Annotated in this window: 21 protein-coding genes; 3 read left to right on the plus strand and 18 right to left on the minus strand. The window is 73.9% G+C overall.

Features of this window, described 5'->3' with window-relative positions; genetic code table 11:
• Position 1 precedes the first annotated feature (1 nt).
• The 9 genes from ACZ3J7_RS25275 to ACZ3J7_RS25315 all read right to left on the minus strand — a co-directional run bounded on the left by ACZ3J7_RS25275 (position 2) and on the right by ACZ3J7_RS25315 (position 9,118).
• Positions 2–361 (minus strand): NADH-quinone oxidoreductase subunit A, encoded by a 360-nt coding sequence (locus tag ACZ3J7_RS25275; RefSeq protein WP_014137597.1) that lies wholly within the window; start codon positions 359–361, stop codon positions 2–4.
• Positions 362–786: 425 nt separating this feature from the next.
• Positions 787–1,698: a DMT family transporter gene (locus ACZ3J7_RS25280; RefSeq protein ID WP_465624980.1), complete on the minus strand. Its 912-nt coding sequence runs from the start codon at positions 1,696–1,698 to the stop codon at positions 787–789.
• Between the two features lie 136 nt (positions 1,699–1,834).
• Complete coding sequence (locus ACZ3J7_RS25285) at positions 1,835–3,115, minus strand: geranylgeranyl reductase family protein (protein WP_465624982.1); 1,281 nt, start codon at positions 3,113–3,115, stop codon at positions 1,835–1,837.
• A 93-nt stretch (positions 3,116–3,208) separates the two neighbouring features.
• A complete protein-coding gene (locus tag ACZ3J7_RS25290; RefSeq protein ID WP_465624984.1) occupies positions 3,209–3,904 on the minus strand; it encodes a demethylmenaquinone methyltransferase in 696 nt (231 codons plus the stop codon).
• A gap of 44 nt (positions 3,905–3,948) precedes the next feature.
• Positions 3,949–4,506, minus strand: a complete 558-nt coding sequence (locus ACZ3J7_RS25295; RefSeq protein ID WP_465624986.1) for a hypothetical protein — start codon at positions 4,504–4,506, stop codon at positions 3,949–3,951.
• Between the two features lie 129 nt (positions 4,507–4,635).
• Positions 4,636–5,223 (minus strand): amidohydrolase family protein, encoded by a 588-nt coding sequence (locus ACZ3J7_RS25300; protein WP_465624988.1) that lies wholly within the window; start codon positions 5,221–5,223, stop codon positions 4,636–4,638.
• A 14-nt stretch (positions 5,224–5,237) separates the two neighbouring features.
• Positions 5,238–6,446 (minus strand): cyclic dehypoxanthinyl futalosine synthase, encoded by a 1,209-nt coding sequence (gene mqnC / locus ACZ3J7_RS25305; RefSeq protein ID WP_465624990.1) that lies wholly within the window; start codon positions 6,444–6,446, stop codon positions 5,238–5,240.
• A 91-nt stretch (positions 6,447–6,537) separates the two neighbouring features.
• Complete coding sequence (locus ACZ3J7_RS25310) at positions 6,538–8,145, minus strand: serine/threonine-protein kinase (protein ID WP_465624992.1); 1,608 nt, start codon at positions 8,143–8,145, stop codon at positions 6,538–6,540.
• An 85-nt stretch (positions 8,146–8,230) separates the two neighbouring features.
• Complete coding sequence (locus ACZ3J7_RS25315; protein WP_465624994.1) at positions 8,231–9,118, minus strand: menaquinone biosynthetic enzyme MqnA/MqnD family protein; 888 nt, start codon at positions 9,116–9,118, stop codon at positions 8,231–8,233.
• Positions 9,119–9,472: 354 nt separating this feature from the next.
• Here ACZ3J7_RS25315 and ACZ3J7_RS25320 point away from each other — a divergent pair, with 354 nt between their 5' ends.
• On the plus strand, positions 9,473–9,676 hold the full coding sequence (locus ACZ3J7_RS25320; protein WP_003998944.1) for a cold-shock protein: 204 nt from the start codon (positions 9,473–9,475) through the stop codon (positions 9,674–9,676).
• A gap of 198 nt (positions 9,677–9,874) precedes the next feature.
• Here ACZ3J7_RS25320 and ACZ3J7_RS25325 read toward each other — a convergent pair whose 3' ends face one another.
• Both ACZ3J7_RS25325 and ACZ3J7_RS25330 read right to left on the minus strand, forming a co-directional pair.
• Positions 9,875–10,438, minus strand: coding sequence for a Uma2 family endonuclease (locus ACZ3J7_RS25325; RefSeq protein WP_465624996.1), 564 nt, complete (start codon positions 10,436–10,438; stop codon positions 9,875–9,877).
• 123 nt (positions 10,439–10,561) lie between these two features.
• Positions 10,562–11,893 carry a dicarboxylate/amino acid:cation symporter gene (locus ACZ3J7_RS25330; RefSeq protein WP_465624998.1) on the minus strand — a complete coding sequence of 444 codons (1,332 nt, stop codon included), beginning with the start codon at positions 11,891–11,893 and terminating at the stop codon, positions 10,562–10,564.
• 428 nt (positions 11,894–12,321) lie between these two features.
• Here ACZ3J7_RS25330 and ACZ3J7_RS25335 point away from each other — a divergent pair, with 428 nt between their 5' ends.
• Positions 12,322–13,515: an MFS transporter gene (locus ACZ3J7_RS25335; protein WP_465625000.1), complete on the plus strand. Its 1,194-nt coding sequence runs from the start codon at positions 12,322–12,324 to the stop codon at positions 13,513–13,515.
• A 59-nt stretch (positions 13,516–13,574) separates the two neighbouring features.
• A complete protein-coding gene (locus ACZ3J7_RS25340; protein WP_465625002.1) occupies positions 13,575–14,009 on the plus strand; it encodes a GNAT family N-acetyltransferase in 435 nt (144 codons plus the stop codon).
• 5 nt (positions 14,010–14,014) lie between these two features.
• Here ACZ3J7_RS25340 and ACZ3J7_RS25345 read toward each other — a convergent pair whose 3' ends face one another.
• The 7 genes from ACZ3J7_RS25345 to purU form a co-directional block, all read right to left on the minus strand.
• A complete protein-coding gene (locus ACZ3J7_RS25345; protein ID WP_465625003.1) occupies positions 14,015–15,031 on the minus strand; it encodes a LacI family DNA-binding transcriptional regulator in 1,017 nt (338 codons plus the stop codon).
• A gap of 6 nt (positions 15,032–15,037) precedes the next feature.
• Entirely contained in the window at positions 15,038–15,367 is a 330-nt protein-coding gene (locus ACZ3J7_RS25350; protein ID WP_465625005.1) for a DUF4229 domain-containing protein, read from the minus strand.
• Between the two features lie 82 nt (positions 15,368–15,449).
• Positions 15,450–15,968, minus strand: coding sequence for a GNAT family N-acetyltransferase (locus ACZ3J7_RS25355; protein WP_465625006.1), 519 nt, complete (start codon positions 15,966–15,968; stop codon positions 15,450–15,452).
• Between the two features lie 10 nt (positions 15,969–15,978).
• Positions 15,979–17,286, minus strand: a complete 1,308-nt coding sequence (locus ACZ3J7_RS25360; protein ID WP_465625008.1) for an MFS transporter — start codon at positions 17,284–17,286, stop codon at positions 15,979–15,981.
• A gap of 87 nt (positions 17,287–17,373) precedes the next feature.
• The gene (locus tag ACZ3J7_RS25365) at positions 17,374–18,642 is read right to left on the minus strand and encodes an MFS transporter (protein WP_465625010.1); all 1,269 of its coding nucleotides are present in this window, start codon (positions 18,640–18,642) and stop codon (positions 17,374–17,376) included.
• A 428-nt stretch (positions 18,643–19,070) separates the two neighbouring features.
• Positions 19,071–19,526, minus strand: coding sequence for an ATP-binding protein (locus tag ACZ3J7_RS25370; RefSeq protein WP_465625012.1), 456 nt, complete (start codon positions 19,524–19,526; stop codon positions 19,071–19,073).
• 395 nt (positions 19,527–19,921) lie between these two features.
• Positions 19,922–20,785, minus strand: a complete 864-nt coding sequence (gene purU, locus ACZ3J7_RS25375; RefSeq protein ID WP_465625014.1) for a formyltetrahydrofolate deformylase — start codon at positions 20,783–20,785, stop codon at positions 19,922–19,924.
• Positions 20,786–20,895: the final 110 nt, after the last annotated feature.

Consider the following 20,895-nt stretch of genomic DNA (forward strand, 5'->3'; position numbering starts at 1 on the left):
GTCAGTCCCACTCCAGGCCGCCGCGGCGCCAGACGTAGGCGTAGGCGACGAACACGGTGGCGATGAACAGGAGCATCTCGACCAGCCCGAAGATCCCCAGGGCGTCGAAGCTGACCGCCCACGGGTAGAGGAAGACGATCTCGATGTCGAAGACGATGAACAGCATCGCCGTCAGGTAGTACTTGATCGGGAACCGACCGCCGCCCACCGGCTGCGGGGTCGGTTCGATGCCGCACTCGTACGCCTCCAACTTGGCCCGGTTGTAGCGCTTCGGGCCGGTGAGCGAGGCCATCACCACGGAACCGACCGCGAACGCCGCCGCGATGGCACCGAGTACGAGGATCGGCGCGTAGGCATTCATAGCCCCCGCTCCCTCCGTCCAGTCGTCCTTGACTGCAGATCGGAACCACCAGGTCACCAGGGGTGAAATGATGATCCACTTCGTGAGATCCGGCTCCATGTGAGGCAGTTCACAAAGCCAGGTTGGAGCGCATCCTATGCCCGTCCGCTTGTGATCTGCGACACGCAGTTCCCGATGATCTTTGTGATCTTCGCCACCCGACGAAGGCCCGCGAAACCGGATCGATCACCACCGTTCGACCGGTAGTGGGCATCTGGCCACATACAGTCGCAAGGCACCGCGAAACGACCGCCGTTCGGCCACGCCCTATATCAATTGTGCTGCGGTCGAGGCAAATTTCGGAGTGATCCGGTTTACGTGGTAGTGGATCTCACCCAGGAGGTGGACCCGGGACGGCGGCCGCTTGACCCTTCGTTCACAAGCGCTCAAGATCCGGCGGGGCCGCCCGGCGCCCGCCGCCGGCCCCACTCGGTGCCCGCCAGCACCGCCACCGCCCCCAGCAGCGCGAGCGGGCCCGGCCGGTCCCCCGCCAGCGCGACGCCGAACAGCGCCGCCCACAGCGGCTCGGTGCCCAGCAGCAGGCTCACCCGGGACGGCGAGGTGGCCCGCACCGCCCACAGCTGCACGAAGAACGCGAACAGCGTGCACAGCAGCGACAGGTACAGCAGCAGCCCCCAGCGGGCCGCGTCGAAGGACGCCGCCACGCTCAGCGGCGACGGGCCCGCCAGCGGCGCCGCCAGCACGAACACCGCCGTCGCGCAGGCCAGTTGGACCCAGGTCAGGGCCAGCGCGTCCACCCCGCGGAGCACCCGCAGCCGGGCCGTCGCCAGCACGTTCACCGTCCGGGCCACCGCCGCCCCCAGCACCAGCAGGTCGCCCCCCGACGGCGCCCGCAGCCCGCCGTCCCCGGTCAGCAGCGCCACCCCGAGCACCGACAGCCCGGCGGCCGCCAGGAAGGCCCCCGACGGCGCCGAGCGCCGCAGCACCGCCTCCGCCAGCGGCGTGAACACCATCGTCAGGCTGATTACCAACCCCGCGTTGGTCGCCGAGGTGTGCACCGCCCCGTACGTCTCCAGCAGGAACACCGCCCCCAGCACCGCGCCCAGCACCGCCCCGCCGCCCCACTGCGCGGGCGACAGCCCGCGCAGCCGCCGCCAGGCCACCGCCCCCAGCACCGGCAGCACCACCGCGAAGCGCAGCGCCAGCACCGCCACCACCGTCTCCGGCTCGGCGACCCGCTTCACCACCAGGAAACTCGAACCCCACACCACCGCCACCGCCACCAGCGGCAGGTCCCGCAGCGGCTGCGGACGGACACCAACGGAGAGGACGGCCACGGCGCGGCTCCCGGAACACTCGACGGGGGCCCGTGCGGCATCGGACGGGACGTTCGGAGGCCGCCACTCTCCCGCACGCGAAAGGCGGCGGGCAAGCGCTTTCACGCCCGCCCGCCGCCTCCCGGCACGCCCCTGGTCAGGCGCGCGGCGCCACCTTGGTCAGGCCGTTGATGATCCGGTCCGCGACGTCGCCGCCGCTCGGGTCGGTGAGGTTGGCGAGCAGCTTGAGGACGAACTTCATCAGGACGGGGTGGGTCAGGCCGCGCTCGGCGGCGATCCGCATCACCTTGTCGTTGCCGATCAGCTTCACGAACGCGCGGCCGAGCGTGTAGTAGCCGCCGTAGGTGTCCTTGAGCACCTGCGGGTAGCGGGCCAGGGCGCGTTCGCGGCCCTCGGGGGTGATCCGGGCCATCGCCTGCACGATGACGCCGGCGGCGAGCTGGCCGGATTCCATCGCATAGGCGATGCCCTCGCCGTTGAACGGGTTGACCATGCCGCCGGCGTCGCCGACCAGCAGCAGGCCCTTGGTGTAGTGCGGCTGCCGGTTGAAGGCCATCGGCAGCGCGGCGCCGCGGATCGGCTCGGTCATGTTCTCCGGCGTGTAGCCCCACTCCTCCGGCATGCTGGCGCACCAGCTCTTCAGCACCTCGCGCCAGTTCAGGTCGCCGAAGGCGGGCGAGGAGTTGAGGATGCCGAGGCCGACGTTGGAGGTGCCGTCGCCCATGCCGAAGATCCAGCCGTAGCCGGGCAGCAGCTTCTTCTGGCCGCCGCGGGTGTCCCACAGCTCCAGCCAGGACTCCAGGTAGTCGTCGTCGTGCCGGGGCGAGGTGAAGTACGTCCGGTAGGCGACGCCCATCGGCCGGGACTCCATCCGGTGCAGGCCCATGGCCAGCGACAGCCGGGTCGAGTTGCCGTCGGCGGCGACCACCAGCGGCGCGTGGAACTCGACCTCGCGCTTGTCCGGGCCGAGCTTGGCGGTGACGCCGGTGATCCGCCCGGCGCGGTCGGTGACCGGCCCGCTGACGTTGCAGCTCTCGTACAGCCGGGCGCCGGCCTTCTGCGCCTGCCGGGCCAGCAGCTCGTCGAAGTCGGCGCGCTTGCGCACCAGCCCGTAGTCGGGGAACGCGGCCAGGTCCGGCCAGTCCAGTTCCAGCCGGACGCCGCCGCCGATGATCCGCAGGCCCTTGTTGCGCAGCCAGCCGTTCTCGGCGGACACGTCGACGCCCATGTCGACCAGCTGCTTGACGGCGCGCGGGGTCAGGCCGTCACCGCACACCTTCTCGCGCGGGAACTCGGTCTTCTCCAGCAGCAGCACGTCCAGGCCCGCCTGGGCCAGCCAGTACGCGGTGCTGGCACCGGCCGGACCGGCACCGACCACGATGACGTCGGCGGTGGACTCGACGGCGGTCTCGGTCATACGGGTTCTCTCCTGAGCGCGTCGGGGTCACGGAGTCGGGGCCGACGCCCCGTCGGCGCCGCGTCGGCGGACGGGGTGCCGAACCACCGCAGTCTACGGCGCCTTGAAGCCGCGGTGGAGGGCGACGATGCCGCCGGTGAGGTTGCGCCAGGCGACCTTCGTCCAGCCCGCGCGCTGGAGTTCGGCGGCGAGCGCGGGCTGGTCCGGCCACTCCCGGATCGACTCCGCGAGGTACACGTACGCCTCCGGGTTGGACGACACCCGGGTCGCCACCGGCGGCAGCGCCCGCATCAGGTACTCGGTGTACACCGTGCGCAGCGGCGTCCAGGTCGGCGTGGAGAACTCGCAGATCACCAGCTTGCCGCCGGGCTTGGTCACCCGCAGCATCTCGCGCACCGCCGCCTCGTGGTCCTGCACGTTGCGCAGCGCGAACGAGATGGTCACCGCGTCGAACGACTCGTCCGCGAACGGCAGCCGGGTCGCGTCGCCCGCGGTCAGCGCGAGTTCGGGGTGACGGCTCTTGCCCTCGGTCAGCATCCCGATCGAGAAGTCGCACGGCACCACGTCGGCGCCCGCCTCCAGGAACGGCAGCGAGGACGTCCCGGTGCCCGCACCGAGGTCCAGGACGCGCTGGCCCGCGACGGCACCCACCGCGTCGGCCACCGCCCGGCGCCACAACCGGGCCTGGCCCAGCGAGAGCACGTCGTTGGTGCGGTCGTACTTGGCCGCGACGTCGTCGAACATGGCGGCGACGTCCTGCGGCTGCTTGTCCAGATGGGCTCGGGTCACGCCCCCATTGTTCACCTTGCGACGCCGGGGGTGGTCACCAGGGCTCACCGCAGGGCGCGGCGGCCCCCCTTGCGGCGGCGGCGGGAGCGCTTCCCGTGGGTCAGCGCGGGCATCCCCTCCGCGGCGAACGCCACCGTGAAGGCGGCCTGTTCCCGCTCCGCCCCGGCCCTTCCGCGCCGGATCCGCCACAGGCACAGCAGGCACACGAGCACCGCCGCGGGCACGCTGGTCTGCGCCAGCACCACCCCCACCGGCTGCGGGTACGTCCGCCCGCAGACCCGCACCGCCGCCGGGTCGTCCGCCGCCCGCTCCAGGCAGACCGGCTCCCCCACCCGCGCGTCGGCCGGCAGCCACAGGTCGGCCGCGGTCAGCCGCCGCCCGTCCGCCTGGTAGGCGACCTGGCTGTACGTTCCGCTGCCGCCCGGCAGTTGGGTGACCGTTCCCTCGACCCGCACCGGGTGCGCGTCGATCCGGTCCGCCTGGTCGGCCTGCCGCCACCCCAGCAGGCACATCGCCACGGCCACCACCGCGCTCAGCACGGCTCCGACGTACCACCCCCGCGCCGGTCGGGTCCGGGGACGTTCGGGGGTCGCGGCTCGCATGCGTCCTGTTCCTGGCTCGGGTGAGGTCTGAACCGGGATGGTAGCCGGAAAGCCCCGCCCGGGTCACGGGGAGTCAGAAAGCGGGCCCCCTCCCGGGGTCGGCCACCACCTCCGCCGCCGCCTCCGCCGCTACCTCCGCCGGTACACCAGCCGCCCGCCCAGCACGGTCGCGAGGCAGTCCGCGCCGCCCCCGTCCGGCTCCGCCGCGAACACCGCGAAGTCCGCCGCCGCCCCGACCGCCAGCGGCCGGTGCACGGCCGCCGCCAGCGGCCGCCCGGCCAGCGGGTCGAGGGCGCCGGGCCCGGCGTCCGGGCCGGGGAGGTGGCGCAGGCCGGAGCGGGCCACCGCGGTGCGGACGGCGGGGCGGTGCAGCGGACCGGCCAGGGCCGTGGTGCCGTGGCCGAGCAGCCGTTGCAGGCCGCGCCGGGCGCTGCCGCCCCACCGCTCGTCGGTGAGCCCGGCCGGGGGCGGCAGCGGCCGGTCGCCGAGCTCCTCCCGGGGGTCGGGGTGGTAGGCGCCCTCCAGCAGCCACGCCGCGTGCGGGTTGAGCAGCCCGGGCACCAGCACCCCGGGCCAGTCGCGGACCCGCGCCGGGCGGTCCGCCAGGTCGGCGTACGGCCCGATCGCGGCGACGGTCGCGCCGTCGACGAGCACCGCGCCGTCCGGGAGCGTCCCGGTGCCGGTGTGCAGCCGGCGGGCCCGGTGCAGGGTCAGCATCGCGGCGCGGGGCGTCAGTTGGTGGCGAGGATGGTGAGTTCGGGGTGCGCGGTGCCGCCCTCGATCGCGGTGGAGGCGATGTGCGAGGCGACCCGCGGGTCGACCGGGTCGTTCGCCGGGTCGTCGAGGACCCGCAGGTGCTCGTACGTGGTGGAGCGCTGGGCGGGCACCCGGCCGGCGGTGCGGATCAGGTGGATCAGCTCGTGCAGGTTGGAGCGGTGCTTGGCGCCGGCCGCCGAGACGACGTTCTCCTCCAGCATGACCGAGCCGAGGTCGTCCGCGCCGTAGTGCAGCGACAGCTGGCCGGCCTCCTTGCCGGTGGTGAGCCAGGAGCCCTGGATGTGGGCGACGTTGTCGAGGAAGAGCCGGGCGATGGCGATCATCCGCAGGTACTCGAAGACCGTGGCCTGGGTCGAGCCCTTCAGGTGGTTGTTCTGCGGCTGGTAGGTGTAGGGGATGAACGCCCGGAAGCCGCCGGTGCGGTCCTGCACGTCGCGGATCATCCGCAGGTGCTCGATCCGCTCGGCGTTGGTCTCGCCGGTGCCCATCAGCATGGTGGAGGTGGACTCGACGCCGAGGCGGTGCGCGGTCTCCATGATCTCCAGCCAGCGCTCGCCGGACTCCTTCAGCGGCGCGATCGCCTTGCGCGGCCGCTCCGGCAGCAGTTCGGCGCCGGCGCCCGCGAACGAGTCCAGGCCCGCGGCGTGGATCCGGGTGATCGCCTCCTCGACGGAGACGCCCGAGATCCTCGCCATGTGCTCGACCTCGGAGGCGCCCAGCGAGTGGATCACCAGCTGCGGGAACGCGGCCTTGATCGCGGCGAAGTTCTCCTCGTAGTACTCGACGCCGTAGTCCGGGTGGTGCCCGCCCTGGAACATGATCTGGGTGCCGCCGAGCTCGACGGTCTCCGCGCACCGGCGGAGGATCTCGTCGAGCTCCCGCGACCAGCCCTTGTCGCTCTTCGGCGGCACGTAGAACGCGCAGAACTTGCACGCCGTCACGCAGACGTTGGTGTAGTTGATGTTCCGCTCGATGATGTACGTCGCGATGTGCTCGACACCCGCGTACCGCCGCCGGCGCACCGCGTCGGCGGCCGCCCCGAGCGCGTGCAGCGGCGCCGAGCGGTAGAGCTCCAGCGCCTCCTCGGCGGTGATCCGGCCGCCCCCGGCCGCGCGGTCCAGTACGGCCTGCAGCTGGGTGGCGGAAAGGTTCTGCTCGGACACCTGGCGGGCCTGCTTTCTTCGTCGAAGGGCCGGACCAGCCCAGCCTACGCCAGGGCGTTCGCGCCCCACCGCAGGCCCGTTCCCGGCCGTCCTACTGCCTGGCCAGGTCGCCTTCCGGGTCCGAACCGAGCGCCGCCCCGGAGACCGCCACGTGCAGTCCGCCGCCGCCGAGCAGGGTGTACGCCTGCTTCTCGGGGACGCCGGTGCAGGCGCTGTCGGCGCCGTCCGGGCGCTCCTGCAGCAGCACCCTGCCGTCCTCGACCGAGAGCAGGGTGAGCACGCCCCGGCAGACGGTGCTGTCGAACGCGGAGGCGTTGCTGGTGCGTCCGACCTCGTCGCCGACCTTCCCCGGGGTGAAGGTGACGGTGAAGGTGGACCCCAGCGGGACGATCCTGGTGGTGATGGTGCCCCGGAAGGTGCCCACGAAGGCGTCGGGCAGCGCCTTCCCGTTCCCCTTCCCCGGCGTCGCCGTCCCGCTCGGGCCGGGACCCGGGCTCGGGCTCCCGCCCGGGCTCCGGCCCGCGCTCGCGCTCGCGCTCGTCCGCGCACTCGGGCTCGGACTCGGGGTCGCGGTGGCCTCCCCGGTGGCCGCGTCCTGCCCGGGCGTGCTGCTCGGGCCGGGGTCGTCCGGCGACCAGGGCAGGTGGCCGCTCGCCGCCAGCCCGCCGTACAGCGCGCCCGCCAGCACCGCCGCGGCGGCGGCCGCCGCCCATCCCCGCCGACCGCGCCGCTCCCGTTCCGGGGCGCGCCGCCCGCCGTCCAGCACGGTCGGCACCCGGTCCGCGGGGGCGGCGGCGGGGCCGCCGTCGCCCTCCAGGTCGAGGAGTTCGACGGCGGCGCGGCCGACCGCGGCGGCCAGCGGCCCGGGCAGCCAGCCCTCGGGGCCGGCCGCGGCGGCGGGGGCGAGCCGGGCGCGCAGCTCGGCGGGGGTGGGCCGGCGGGCGGGGTCCTTGGCGAGGCAGGCGGCGACCGCGTCGCGCAGGTCGCCGTGCAGCCCGTCCAGCGCGGGCTCCTCGTGCAGGACGCGGTAGAGCAGGACGGCGGCGCTGACGCCCTCGCCGAACGGGGCGGTGCCGGTCGCGGCGAAGGCCAGCAGCGCGCCGAGCGAGAAGACGTCGCCGGGCGGCCCGGTGGGCGCGCCGGCGGCCTGCTCGGGCGACATGAAGCCGGGCGAGCCGACCACGTAGCCGCTGTGGGTGAGGGCGGCGGCCGCGTCCAGCGCCCGGGCCACGCCGAAGTCGATCAGCCGGGGGCCGTCCAGGGCGAGCAGCACGTTGGACGGTTTGACGTCCCGGTGCACCAGGCCGAGCGCGTGCACCTGCTCCAGGGCCTCGGCCAGCCGGGCGCCGAGGGCGTGCACCGAGGCGGCGGGCAGCGGGCCGGCGGTGCGGACGGCCTCGCCGAGCGCCGGTCCGGCGACGTAGCCGGTGGCGACCCAGGGGTGCCGGCCCTCGGTGTCGGCGTCCAGCACGGGGGCGGTCCAGCGGCCGCCGACCCGGCGGGCCGCGGCCACCTCCTGGCGGAACCTGGCCCGGAACTCGGGGTCGTCGGCCAGTTCGGAGCGCACCACCTTGACCGCGACGGTCCGCCCGCCCGCGGTTCGGCCCAGGTAGACCCGTCCCATGCCGCCCGCGCCGAGCCGGCGCAGCAGCCGGTAGTCGCCGATCACCGACGGGTCGTCAGCCGTCAGCCGTTCCATGCCCGTCCGCCTCCCGCCGCCGGGGGCCACCGCCCCGACCGGGTCCGATCATCCCAGGGCGGCCCCGGCCGGGTACACGCTTCGCTCAGACCACCGCCGGCGCGGTCGCCAGCAGCCGGACCGGCACGTCGGGGGCGAAGCCGCTGTCGTGCGCGACCCGGCGGGCGAACTCGGCGATGCCGGCCAGCTGGCGCTCGCCGAGCGAGAAGTCGAGCGCCTTGGAGAAGTACCTCTCCAGCAGCGGGGCGTCGAACTCCTCCCAGCGGGCGGCCTGCTCGGCGACCTGGGCGGCCTCGGCCAGCGAGAGGTCGCGGGACTCCAGGAAGGCCCGGTGGACGGCGGCGGTCAGCTCGGGGTGCCGCTCGGCGTAGTCGCGGCGGGCGGCCCAGACCGCGAAGACGAACGGGAGGCCGGTCCACTCCTTCCACATCGCGCCGAGGTCGTGCACGGCCAGCCCCTGCCGGGGGGCCTGCTCCAGCGAGGCGCGCAGCGCGGGGTCGCCGATCAGCACGGCGGCGTCGGCGTCGGCGAGCATCGCGTCCAGGTCGGGCGGGCTGGAGAAGTACTCGGGGCGGACGCCCTCGCGCTCCTCCAGCAGCAGCCGGGCCAGCCGCACCGAGGTGCGGCTGGTGGAGCCGAGGGCGACCCGGCGGCCGTCCAGCTCGGCCAGCGGGACCTTGCTCACGATCACGCAGGACATCACCGGCCCGTCGCTGCCGACCGCGATGTCCGGCAGCACGACCAGCTCGCCGGCGTTGCGCAGGTACTCCACGCAGGTGATCGGCCCGATGTCGAGGCCGCCGGCCACCAGCCGGTCGCTGAGCTTCTCCGGGGTGTCCTTGCTGAGGTCGAGGTCGAGCAGGTTCCCCGTGCGCGCGAGGCCCCAGTAGAGGGGCAGGCAGTTGAGGAACTGAATATGGCCGACCCGGGGCCTGACCGCGCTCTCCGACCGGTCCGCGTCCCGACTGCTCACCGTGTGCTCCCTTGCCGTTGGTGCTCTCCCGGCAGGGTATGCCCGCTGATTGGGACGCTCCGCATCCGGTGTCCGACACACCGCCCGACACCGTTGTTCACCCCTGGTCGGGGCAGCCCCCGCGTGCTACCGTTCCACTCAGTTGCAGTTTGATTCCCCTTGCAGTACTTGGAGCCTGCGGAGCATGTAACCGCAGGCTTTTTGTAATTTTTCAGCAGTATCAGGCGTCAATTGAGCATTGATTGAAGCACTGTGCGAAAAACTCCGGACTCGTCCGGAGGCGGGGCGATCAGCGCAGCGGACCCGGGCGCCACAAGGTGTGGCGTCCACAACGTCCCTCGCAAGGAGAACGGTATGGCGACCGGAACCGTCAAGTGGTTCAACGCCGAAAAGGGCTTCGGCTTCATCGCCCAGGAGGGCGGCGGCCCCGACGTCTTCGTCCACTACTCCGCCATCAACGCGAGCGGCTTCCGCTCGCTGGAGGAGAACCAGGCGGTCAGCTTCGACGTCACCCAGGGCCCGAAGGGCCCGCAGGCGGAGAACGTCACCCCCGTCTGAGACGGGATCTCCCAGTGATCGCTCACGGCCCCTCGGGTCCGTACGAGTAGCAGTTCCCAAGGAGGCCCGCCCCGGCGGGCCTCCTGCCTTTTCCGCGCATTCCCGCCGCATTCCCCCGGTTGCGCCCGCCTTTCCCCGCCTGCCCCTTTTCTCCCCCGGCGGAACGCCGCCCCGTTCCCGCCCGGCGCCGGCCCCGGCTCAGAACCGTGAGGTGTCCACCCGCAGCCCGAACGGCTCCGGCAGCTCGACCGGCTCCCCGAACGGCAGCGGCCCGACCGCCAGGGTGTACCCGAGCGCACCCGGCTCCGAGAACAGCGTGCAGGCCCGGTCCTGTCGGTCGACCAGCAGGTAGAGCGGCGCCCCGTACTCCGCGTACCGGCGCCGCTTCACCACCCGGTCGGTGTCCGCGTTCGAGGCGGAGGTCACCTCGACCACCAGCAGCGTCTGATCGGGCAGGAGGGCGGCGCCGCCCTTCGCCAGCGCCTCGGGCACGACCGCGACGTCAGGGACGTACCAATTGCTCGATCCCGGCAGGTCGAGGTCGCCCGAGCCCATCACGCAGTCGAGCTCGAAGACCCTGGCCGTCAGCTGGCGGCGCAGGTGGCTGGCGATCGATTCGTGGTCCCACCCCGGCGACATCGGCTCGATGACCCCTTCGACGACCTGGACGCGATCACCGGCGTGGTGCTGGATCGCGTACTTCAGTGCCTGCTCCGGGTCGACCGAGCTGTACGGACGTCCACCGCTGGGCAGCGCGCTCATCGCCCCTCCTTCGTCGGCTCCACGCTACCGACCGCCCCGCTCCGCCCCAAGCGATCTCACTCCGACGTGCGAAGGCCCGCACCCTCCCGGGGTGCGGGCCTCCGCGTCCGTGCCGCGGGCCGGTCAGGCGGTGACGGGCTCCTTGGTGGCCTGGGCCGGGACGGCGGCCGGCCGGTCCTCGGCGAGGAGGTCGCCGGTGGGGGTGTTGTAGGCGGTGAGGTCGAGGGTCTTCTCGCGGGCGGAGACCAGGATCGGGACGACGACCTGACCGGCCACGTTGGTGGCGGTGCGCATCATGTCGAGGATCGGGTCGATGGCCAGCAGCAGGCCGACGCCCTCCAGCGGGAGGCCCAGGGTGGAGAGGGTCAGGGTGAGCATCACGATCGCGCCGGTGAGGCCGGCGGTGGCCGCGGAGCCGATCACCGAGACGAAGGCGATCAGCAGGTAGTCCTTGACGCCGAGGTCGATGCCGTACACCTGGGCGACGAAGATCGCGGCGAGCGACGGGTAGATCGCGGCGCAGCCGTCCATCTTGGTGGTGGCGCCGAACGGGACGGCGAACGAGGCGTACTCGGACGGGACGCCGAGGCGCTCGGTGACGCGGCGGGTGACGGGCAGGGTGCCGACCGAGGAGCGGGAGACGAAGGCGAGCTGGATCGCGGGCCAGGCGCCCTTGAAGAAGTTCAGCGGGTTGAGGCCGGCGACGAAGCGCAGCAGCAGCGAGTAGACGCCGAACAGGACGATCGCGCAGCCGGCGTAGACGTCGATGGTGAGGGTGGAGAAGGGCTTGAGCAGGTCCCAGCCGTAGACGGCGACCGACTTGCCGATCAGGCCGAGGGTGCCGAGCGGGGCGAGCCGGATGACCCACCACAGGGCGGTCTGGACGAGTTCGAGGACCGCCTCGGAGAGCTTGCGGACCGGCTCGGCCTTGTCGCCGAGCTTGAGCAGGGCCGCGCCGACGACCACGCCGAGGAAGACGATCTGGAGGACGTTCACCTTCAGGAAGGCGTCGGCGATGTTGGTCGGGATGATGCCGGTCAGGAAGTCGACCCAGGTACCGCCCTTCTCCACGCCCTTGACACCCGCGGTGGAGAGGTTGGCGCCCTTGCCGGGGTCGGTGAGCAGGCCGAGGCCGAGGCCGACGGCGACCGCGATCAGCGAGGTGGCGAGGAACCAGAACAGCGTGCGGGCGGCCAGCCGGGCGGCGTTGGTGACGTTCCGCAGGTTGGCGACCGAGACGATGATCGCGGTGAAGACCAGCGGCGGGACGGCCAGCTTGAGCAGCTGGACGAAGGTCTTGCCGATGGTGTCGAGGGTCGTCTTCAGCCAGGACACGTCGCCGGACCGGGCGATCCAGCCGAGCAGCAGGCCGAGGACGAGGCCGCCGACGATCTGGACCCAGAAGGGGGTGCGGCGGAGGCGTCCCAGCAGGGTGGGCGCGGGCGCGGTGGACATGGGTGTGCGTCTCCGGGGGGGGTGGTGGAGCAGGCGGGGGGGGGAGGGGGCGGAGGCGGCGGCACGACGGACGCGGGGCCGGGCGGGGAGACCCGGGGGACCGACGGGGTCGGTCGGCGTCAGGAGTGGCGTGCCGCCCGCATACAGCCGCCGGAGCGACAGCGGCGCGGGCCGTCCACGGCACCGGGCAGACGCGGGCAGCGCGGCACGAGCGGGGTGCTCGTCCCGGCCTGGCGCGCGGCGTCTGCGGTGGTCATGACCGGCACATTAGCAACAAACCTTTGAGATGTTCAAAGTACTTGTTTGAGATCGTTACCGAACCACCCTTTCCTGACGGGCCATCAGCCCTACCCGGTCGGCTTTGACGCTGGTCAGTTATACGTATAACTTGAAGCGACACCTGCTCGACCCCGCCCGGAAGGACGCCCATGGGCTACACCGCCCTGCTCCGCGCCCCGCACGTCGCCCGGCTCCTGTTCGGCACCCTGCTCGGCCGGCTCCCGGCCGGGATGACCGCCCTGGTCATCGCGCTCGCGCTGCGCGAGGCCGGCACCCCGTACAGCCGGATCGGCCTGGCCACCGCCGCCTACGCGATCGCCGCCGCCGTCGGCGGGCCCGTCCTCGGCCGGATCGTCGACCTGACCGGGCAGCCCCGCGTCCTGCTCGCCTCCGCCGCGCTGGCCGGCACCGGCTACGCGCTGCTCGCCCTCGCCCCCGGCAACGCCCTGGCCGCCCCGCTCGGCGCCGCGGTCGCCGGACTGTGCATGCCCCCGCTGGAGCCCTGCCTGCGCTCGCTCTGGCCCGACGTCGTCGCCGAGGACCAGCTCGACACCGCGTACGCCTTCGACTCCGCCTCCCAGCAGGTGCTGTACGTCGCCGGGCCGCTCGCCGTCGCCGGGATCGCCGGCGCCCTCTCCCCCACCGCCGCGCTGTGGACCGCCGCCGTGCTCGGCCTGCTCGGCGCCTTGGTGGTGGCCGGCTCCGCACCCGCCCGAGCCTGGCAGGCCCCGCCCCGGGCGGCCTCCGCCGGACTGCTCGGACCGCTGCGCTCCCCCGGCCTGGTCCTGCTGCTGCTCGGCCTGGCCGGCGCCGGCTGGGCCGTCGGCGCGCAGAACGTGCTGTTCATCGCGTACGCCGAGCAGCACCCCGGCGGCCTGCCCGGCGGCGCGGGCACCCTGCTCGCGCTGGCCGCGCTGGCCGGACTGCTCGGCGCGCTCGTCTACGGCGCGGCCCGCTGGCGGGCCGGCACCGCGACCCGCACCTGGGTGCTCGCCCTCGGCATGGCCGCCTGCTACCTGCCGCTGCTGCTCCTGCCCGGCCCCGGACCGATGGCCGCCCTCGCCTTCGTCTCCGGCCTCGGCCTGGCCCCGCTGCTGGCCGCCGCGTTCGTGCTGGTCGCCGAACTGGCCCCGACCGGCACCGTCACCGAGGCCTTCGCCTGGCTGGTCACCCTGTTCGCCACCGGCAACGCGGCCGGCTACGCGGTCTCCGGCGCCCTGGTCGACACCTCGCTGCACGCCGTCGCCCTCTGCTCGGTCGGCGGCGTCACCCTCGGCGGCCTCCTCCTGCTCGCCACCCGCACCCGCCTGCACCCGGCCCCCGCCCTGGTGACCGCCGCCTGAGCGGTCCCCGCCCGCGAACGGCTGGCCCGCGCCGCCCCCGGCCTGCTTGGATGCGCCGCATGACGCACTTCGCCCTCCCCGCCGGACACACCGTCTCCACCGACCCCGCCCGCCTCGACCGGGCCGCCGTGCACCGCTGGCTGTCCGAGGGGGCCTACTGGGCGCTCGGACGGCCGCGCGGGAAGCAGGACCTGGCCATCGACAACTCCCTCAACTTCGGCCTGTACGAGGACGCTTCGGGCACCCAGCTCGGCTACGCCCGGGTGGTCACCGACCGCGCCACCTTCGCCTGGCTGTGCGACGTGTTCATCGCCCCCGAGGCCCGCGGCCGGGGCCTGGGCACCGCGCTGACCGCCGCCGTCCGCGACGAGCTGGCCGCGCTCGGCCTGCGGCGGCTGCTGCTCGCCACCCGGGACGCGCACGAGGTGTACGCCAAGGTGGGGTTCGAACCGCTGGCGGTGCCGGAGAAGTGGATGCTCCTCGGCGAGCAGTAGGCCGCTCAGGCCGGCGCGGTGGAGCCGCGGACCACCAGGGCGGTCGCCAGCGGGGGCACCGGCGGCGGGAGCCCGCCGTCGAGCAGGGCGGTCAGGAGGGCCAGCCCGGCCCGGCCGAGCTGCTCGCCCGGCAGGTCGACGGTGGTGAGCGGCGGGCTCAGCAGCTCCGCCACCGGGACGTCGTCCATCCCGACCACCGACAGGTCCGCCGGGATCCGCAGCCCCAGCTCGCCCGCCGCCCGGTACAGGCCGGACGCCACCACGTCGTCGTCGCAGACGACCGCGCGCGGCGGGCACGGCCCGGCCAGCAGCTCGCGGGCCGCCCGGGCCGCCTCCCGGCTGCCCTCGTTCAGGCTGACCGCCAGCTCCCGGACCTCCAGGCCCAGGCCCGCCGAGGCGGCCGCGAACGCCGCCTGCCGGACCCGGAAGGTGTGCGCCGAGTGCACCGAGCGCAGGTAGCCGAACCGCCGGTGCCCCAGCCCGACCAGGTGGTCGACGGCGGCCCGCATGCCCGCCGCCAGGTCCAGTTCGACCGTCGGACGGCCCGGGTGGGCGGCCGGGTCGGCGTCCAGGAACACCGCCGGGGTGTCCGGCGGCAGCGCGCCCAGCTGCCTGTCGTCCGGCGAGCAGACCAGCAGGCCGTCGAAGCGTCCGGCGGCGGCCGCGTCGGCCAGCGTCGCCGCGTCCCAGCCGCTGGAGACCACCACCGCCAGGCCGTGCCGGGCCGCCTCCTCGTGCACGCCGGTCAGCACCCGGCCGAAGAACGGCCCGAGCAGGTTGGGCACCGCCAGCAGCACCATGCCGCTGCGCCCCAGCCGCAGCTGCCGGCCGGCGGCCTGCGGCCGGTAGCCGAGCGCGCGGGCGGCGTCGTGGATCCGCTCCCGGGTGGCCGCCGAGACCCGGTGCCCGGAGCTGCCGGAGAACACCAGCGAGACGGTGGCCTGCGAGACCCCCGCCAGCCGGGCCACGTCACGGCCGGTCGGGCGCCGGCGCGCGCCCTCGCCGGGCGGGCTGTCCGCCAACGCCGGTCAGCCGGCCTGGGCCTGCCCGGACGCGGCCGCCCGGGCCGCGTCGTCCGCCTCGTCCTCGGCCGCGTCCCGCAGCACCGAGCGGGACTTGCGGGTCTCGATCCGCGCCGCGATCTGCGCCGACATCTCGTCGCGCTGCTTGCTCAGCAGCACGTAGCTGAGCGCCGAGGAGGCCACCGCGGCCAGCGCGAACAGCAGCAGCAGGCCCATCGTGCCGACCACCGGGATCACCTTGAAGTGGCCCAGCAGCAGCGCGACCAGCAGGCAGGCCAGGAAGATGCTCACCCGCAGGGAGGTGTAGCGGAGCGTGGCGTGGTTCTTGCTGCTCACCGGGTTCGTCCTTCGTTGCCGGGTCGCGCCGAGGGGCGCGCGGGGGTAGTGGCCCTCCCAGTGAAGCACGACCTCACACCGCTCAGGCGCGCAGGTCGAGCCACATCGTGACGTCGTCCCGGTCGTCCCCGGGGGCGACCCGGATCGCCCCCGGCACCCGGCCCACCTCGGTGTAGCCGCTGCGGCCGTAGAACTTCTCCAGGCCGTGCCCGCCGCGCAGCGTCAGCCGCAGTCCGGCCAGCCCCCACGCCCGGGCCACCCGCTCCGCCTCCGCCAGCAACCGGGCGCCGTAGCCCCGGCCCTGGAAGTCCGGGTGCACCATCACCCGCTTCAGCATCCGCCAGTGGTCCATCAGCCCGAACCGCATGTCCTCGAAGAACAGCACCGCCGCGACCCGTCCGCCCGGCTCGAACCCGACCAGCAGCCGGTCCGGCCCGAGCGCCGCGAACTGCCGCTCGGCGACCGGCCGCACCTCGGCGACCTCCACCGGCGGCACGAACCCCACCGCGCCCCCGGCGTTGGAGGCGTCCGTCCACAGCGCGGTGACCTCCTCCCGCAGCTCGGGCGTCAGCTCGGGGTCCAGGACGAATCGCAGGTTCATGCGGCCCAGCCTAGGCGGGGGCGCCGACCGGCCCCCTGCGCAGCAGCACGCAGCACCCCACCGCGAGCGCGCACAGCCCGCCCGCCGCGTACCAGGCCGCGTCGTAGTCGCCGAAGCCGTCGCGGGCCAGGCCCGCCAGGCCCGCGACGGCGGCCGCGCCGAGCTGGTGGGCGGCGAGGACCCAGCCGAAGACGACCGGGGCGTCGGCGCCGAAGTGGCGGCGGCAGAGGGCGACGGTGGGCGGGACGGTGGCGACCCAGTCCAGGCCGTAGAAGACCACGAAGGCCAGGATCGGCGGCCGCAGGCCCTCCCCGAACAGGGCGGGCAGCCAGGCCAGCGAGAGCCCGCGCAGGGCGTAGTAGGTGATCAGCAGCCCGGCCGGGTCGAAGCGGTCGGTGAACCAGCCGCTGGCGACCGTCCCGACGATGTCGAAGACGCCGATCAGGGCGAGCAGCGAGGCGCCGGTGGTGACCGGCATGCCGTGGTCGTGGGCGGCGGGGATGAAGTGGGTGCCGACCAGGCCGACCGTGGTGGCGCCGCAGATCGCGAAGGACCCGGCGAGCAGCCAGAACACCCGCTGCCGGGTCGCCGTCCGCAGCACCCGCAGCGAGCGGGCGACCGCCGGGCCCCCGGCGGCGGGCGGGGCCGGGGCCTCGGTCGCGCCGTAGGGCAACTGGCCGACGTCGGCGGGCCGTTCGCGCATCAGCAGCAGGACGGGGACGGCCACCGAGGTGGCGCAGAGCGAGACCACCACGACCGCGGTGCGCCAGCCGTGCCGCTCGACCAGGGCGGCGAGCAGCGGCATGAAGACCAGGTTGCCGGCCGCCCCGGCGGCGGTCAGCACACCAGTGACCAGGCCCTGCCGGGCCTGGAACCAGCGGCCGGAGACGGTGGTGGCGAAGGCGCCGGCCATCGAGCCGCTGCCGAGCCCGACGATGACGCCCCAGCCGAGGACCAGCTGCCAGGGCCGGGTCATCAGGATGCTCAGCCCGCTGCCGGTGGCGATGGCGAGCAGCGCGCAGACCACCACGGGACGGACGCCGAAGCGGTCCATCAGGGCGGCGGCGAACGGCGCGGTGAGCCCGTACAGCGCGAGGTTGACGGAGACCGCGCTGGAGACGGTGGCGCGCGACCAGCCGAACTCGTCGTGCAGGGCGTCCATCATCAGGCTGGGCGCGGAGCGGAACCCGGCCGAGCCCATCAGGACGACCAGCGAGACGGCGACCACGATCCAGCCGTAGTGGACGCGGGGCGCGCGGGGCGCGCGGGGACTGCCGGGCGGGGCGGGGGCTTCGGCGGTGAGCTGCGGTTCCTTCACCCGTCCGAGTCTCCCGACCCGGCCGGTCCGGCACGACGGCCCCGGCTGCCATGGATCCCCGAATTCCTGACAGCCGGGGCGGGCGGCTCAGTGCCCGGCGGCGACCACCTCGCCGTCGGGGACCCGGCGCAGTTCGCGGATCGGCCGACTGAGCAGCAGCGCGCTCGCGGTGGCCAGGGTGACCACGCCGCCGATCAGGTAGACCTCGGTGGTGCCGAACAGGTCGACGGCCGGGCCGGCCAGCGCCGAGCCGAGCGGGAACATGCAGACCGAGCCGGCCACCTCGTACGCGTGGATCCGGTTGAGCACCTCGCCGGGGACCTGGGTCTGCACGCTGGTCGCCCACATGACGCCCCAGAAGCTGATGCCGATGCCGGAGACCAGCTGGGCGGCGCCGAGCAGCGGCCAGGGCAGGCCGGCCGCGAAGGCGAACTGCTGGACGGCGAACAGGAACAGGGCGCAGGCGCCGGCCGCCAGCGGGCGGACCGGCTTGACCCGGATCGCCAGCACGCCGCCGATGATGGTGCCCGCGCCGAGCATGCTGTTGATCACGCCGTAGACCACCACGCCGTCGCGCTCGGCGATGTCGCCGACCACCACGGGGGCGAGCGGGCCCCAGGACAGCACGGTGAAGACCATCCAGATCAGGATGACGCCCCACATCCAGCTGCGGGACCAGAACTCGTGCCAGCCGACCACCAGGTTGCGCCACAGGCTGTCGCCGGGCGGCGGGGCGGGGACGGGGCCGAGCCGCAGGGCGAACAGGCAGCCGGCGCTGACCGCGTACATCACGGCGGCGAGCACCATCACCCAGCCGGTGGAGAGGGTGATCAGCGCGGCGGCCAGCGAGGGGCCGGCCAGGGCGGTCAGCGCCTCCGAGATCCGCAGCACGCCGTTGGCGCCCTGCACGTCGCGGGAGACCAGCGGGACGGTGGAGGCCGCGCCGGGCTGGAACATCGCGGCGGCGGTGCCGGCCAGCGCGAGCAGCAGGTAGAGCTGCCAGAGCTGGTCGAGGCCGCGGAAGAACAGCACCGCGAGCAGCACCCGGGTGGCGAGGTTGAGCAGGTCCGCGAAGATCATCAGGCGCCGGGCGGTGAACCGGTCGGCGAGGACGCCGCCGAACAGCACCAGGCCGGCGAACGGGCCGAGCAGGAAGGCCATCGCGAAGCCGACTTCGGAGGTCTTGTAATGGGCGGTGATCAGGCCGGCCGAGACGGCCACCGGGAGCATCGCGTCGCTGAGCAGCCCGGCGGTGCGGGCGGTGAAGTAGAGCCGGAAGTTGCCCGACCAGATGGCGGGCGCCTTCGCCGTGCTGACCTGCGGGGTGGGGGCGGCTTGCAGTTCGGGTGCGGTCACGTCCCACAGTTTTGGTGTAGACCACTACCGGTTTCCAGTGATTTTGGGTCACGATGCGGCCTACGCCCCGCCCGGTCGGGACGACGGCCCGCCGTGCGCACCCCGAGCACGGCACGGCGGCCCGCCGCCCGGTCGGCGTCCGGGCCCCGAGAGCCGTGACGCCTGGGCGACCCGATCTCGCCGAGGTTCCGGGCGGAGTCGGCCAACGACCCCCTGAGTGTCGGCACCGCCCGGGCTCCCTCGGCGTCCCCTCGCAACGGGCGCCGCACCCAAGAGTGATCAGTCGGATACGTCACGTCAATGGGTTGTCCGAAATTCAGACCGGATCATCCGGAGCGTAGGTAGCGCGCGACCGGCGCGGACCGACCGGCGGGACCGGTCCTCGGGACCGGACCGGCGGCGGGCCGGCCCGGACCGCCGGGCCCGGCTCAGACCGCCGAGACCGCCGGCCGGGCGCCGAGCGCGCCGACCGTGCCGTCCGGGTCGCCGATCTCGCACCACACCCGCTTGCCGGAGTTCTCCGGGTACCAGCCCCAGCGCTCGCAGAGCAGCTCGACCAGCTCCAGGCCGCGGCCGTTGGTGGCGTCCTGGTCGGCCCCGGCGTGCCGCGGCGCGGGGGCGGTGCGGCTGGCGTCGGCGACCTCCACCCGGACCGCGGGCGGCACGGCGGGGTCGGCCGGCAGCAGCAGTCTGAGCACCGCCGGGGAGCCGGTGTGCACCACCGCGTTGGTGACCAGTTCGGAGACCACCAGCACCAGGGTCTCGGCCAGCGCGGAGTCCCGGTCGATCCCGACCGCCCGCAACCGGTCCCCGACCCACCGCCGGGCCCGTGACACCTCCGCCGGGTCCGCCTGGACCGCCAGCTGTACCTGGAGTACCTGCACCGTTCCACCACCCGCACTAGGTATTCGGCCCGTTCGGTCCCGCCGGTCCGGCCGGTCGCTCCTCGGAGCGGGGGTCACCGGCCCGCGACTGCCCATGGCATCGACACGAATACGCCCCAGAATGATTCCGCGACGGGGTCGCAGCAAGAGCTTCGGGCATATTCCAGCGTTCGGGGGACGGCTCGGTGCATACTGTCCCGCTCACCCTGCCGGGGTTCGCACGACCGGTCGGCGGCACCGGCCTCACGGGTACCCAAGACCGTACCGCCCGCGACACCCCGGGACCGGGGCGCCACGAGCGAACCACCCTTCCTACAAATGTCCAACCGGCGCTCGAACACCCGGGTGCGGACGGGGAGATGGGAACGGCGGACGGGGAGCGGGCGACCGGACGGTCAGGCGAACACCACGGTGCGCGAACCGTTCAGCAGCACCCGGCGCTCGCTGTGCCACTTCACCGCGCGGGCCAGCGCCTGGCACTCGACGTCCCGGCCGAGCGCCACCAGCTGGTCGGGCGTCACGTCGTGGGTGACCCGGGCGACCTCCTGCTCGATGATCGGACCCTCGTCCAGGTCGGCGGTGACGTAGTGGGCCGTCGCGCCGATCAGCTTCACGCCCCGGGCGTGCGCCTGGTGGTACGGCTTGGCGCCCTTGAAGCTCGGCAGGAAGGAGTGGTGGATGTTGATGACCCGACCGGACAGCGCCTTGCACAGGTCGTCCGAGAGCACCTGCATGTAGCGGGCCAGCACCACCAGGTCGATCCGCTGCTCGGCGACCAGGTCGAGCAGCTGCCGCTCGGCCGCCGCCTTGGTGTCCCGGGTGACCGGGAGGTGGTGGAACGGGATGCCGTACGACTCGGTCAGCTCGCGGAAGTCGGTGTGGTTGGAGACCACCCCGGCGATCTCCACCGGCAGCGCCCCGATCCGGGTGCGGAACAGCAGGTCGTTCAGGCAGTGCCCGAACTTGGAGACCATCAGCAGCACCCGCATCCGCTCCGCGGACGCGTGGATCTGCCACTCCATCCGGAACGAGGCGCCGACCGCGGCGAAGCTCGCCCGGAGCTTCTCCGCGGTGACCGGCTCCTCGGCGGAGAAGTGCACGCGCATGAAGAACAGTCCGGTGCCGGCGTCACCGAACTGCTGGCTGTCGACGATGTTGCAACCCGTCATGAACAGGTAGCTGGACACCGCGTGCACGATGCCCTGCTTGTCGGGGCAGGACAGCGTCAGGACGTACTGCGAGCGGGCGGTCTCTTCCATGGGTGCGCGGGACCCCGTTTCTGGGCTCGGGTGGTGACGGCGACCGCCCAGCCTCGCACAGATCGGCCGGTCGCAGCGCCGCCGCCCGCCACCCGAGACTCCCGCGCGCG

It is taken from the genome of Kitasatospora sp. NPDC015121 (assembly GCF_055562955.1).

Excerpts from the sequence above, each read along its gene's own strand:
- ACZ3J7_RS25275 (WP_014137597.1), bottom strand. The coding sequence starts at position 361 with ATGAATGCCTACGCGCCGATCCTCGTACTCGGTGCCATCGCGGCGGCG.
- ACZ3J7_RS25285 (WP_465624982.1), bottom strand. The coding sequence starts at position 3,115 with ATGACCGAGACCGCCGTCGAGTCCACCGCCGACGTCATCGTGGTCGGT.
- ACZ3J7_RS25295 (WP_465624986.1), bottom strand. The coding sequence starts at position 4,506 with ATGCGAGCCGCGACCCCCGAACGTCCCCGGACCCGACCGGCGCGGGGG.
- ACZ3J7_RS25300 (WP_465624988.1), bottom strand. The coding sequence starts at position 5,223 with ATGCTGACCCTGCACCGGGCCCGCCGGCTGCACACCGGCACCGGGACG.
- ACZ3J7_RS25310 (WP_465624992.1), bottom strand. The coding sequence starts at position 8,145 with ATGGAACGGCTGACGGCTGACGACCCGTCGGTGATCGGCGACTACCGG.
- ACZ3J7_RS25320 (WP_003998944.1), top strand. The coding sequence starts at position 9,473 with ATGGCGACCGGAACCGTCAAGTGGTTCAACGCCGAAAAGGGCTTCGGC.
- ACZ3J7_RS25325 (WP_465624996.1), bottom strand. The coding sequence starts at position 10,438 with ATGAGCGCGCTGCCCAGCGGTGGACGTCCGTACAGCTCGGTCGACCCG.
- ACZ3J7_RS25330 (WP_465624998.1), bottom strand. The coding sequence starts at position 11,893 with ATGTCCACCGCGCCCGCGCCCACCCTGCTGGGACGCCTCCGCCGCACC.
- ACZ3J7_RS25335 (WP_465625000.1), top strand. The coding sequence starts at position 12,322 with ATGGGCTACACCGCCCTGCTCCGCGCCCCGCACGTCGCCCGGCTCCTG.
- ACZ3J7_RS25340 (WP_465625002.1), top strand. The coding sequence starts at position 13,575 with ATGACGCACTTCGCCCTCCCCGCCGGACACACCGTCTCCACCGACCCC.
- ACZ3J7_RS25355 (WP_465625006.1), bottom strand. The coding sequence starts at position 15,968 with ATGAACCTGCGATTCGTCCTGGACCCCGAGCTGACGCCCGAGCTGCGG.
- purU (WP_465625014.1), bottom strand. The coding sequence starts at position 20,785 with ATGGAAGAGACCGCCCGCTCGCAGTACGTCCTGACGCTGTCCTGCCCC.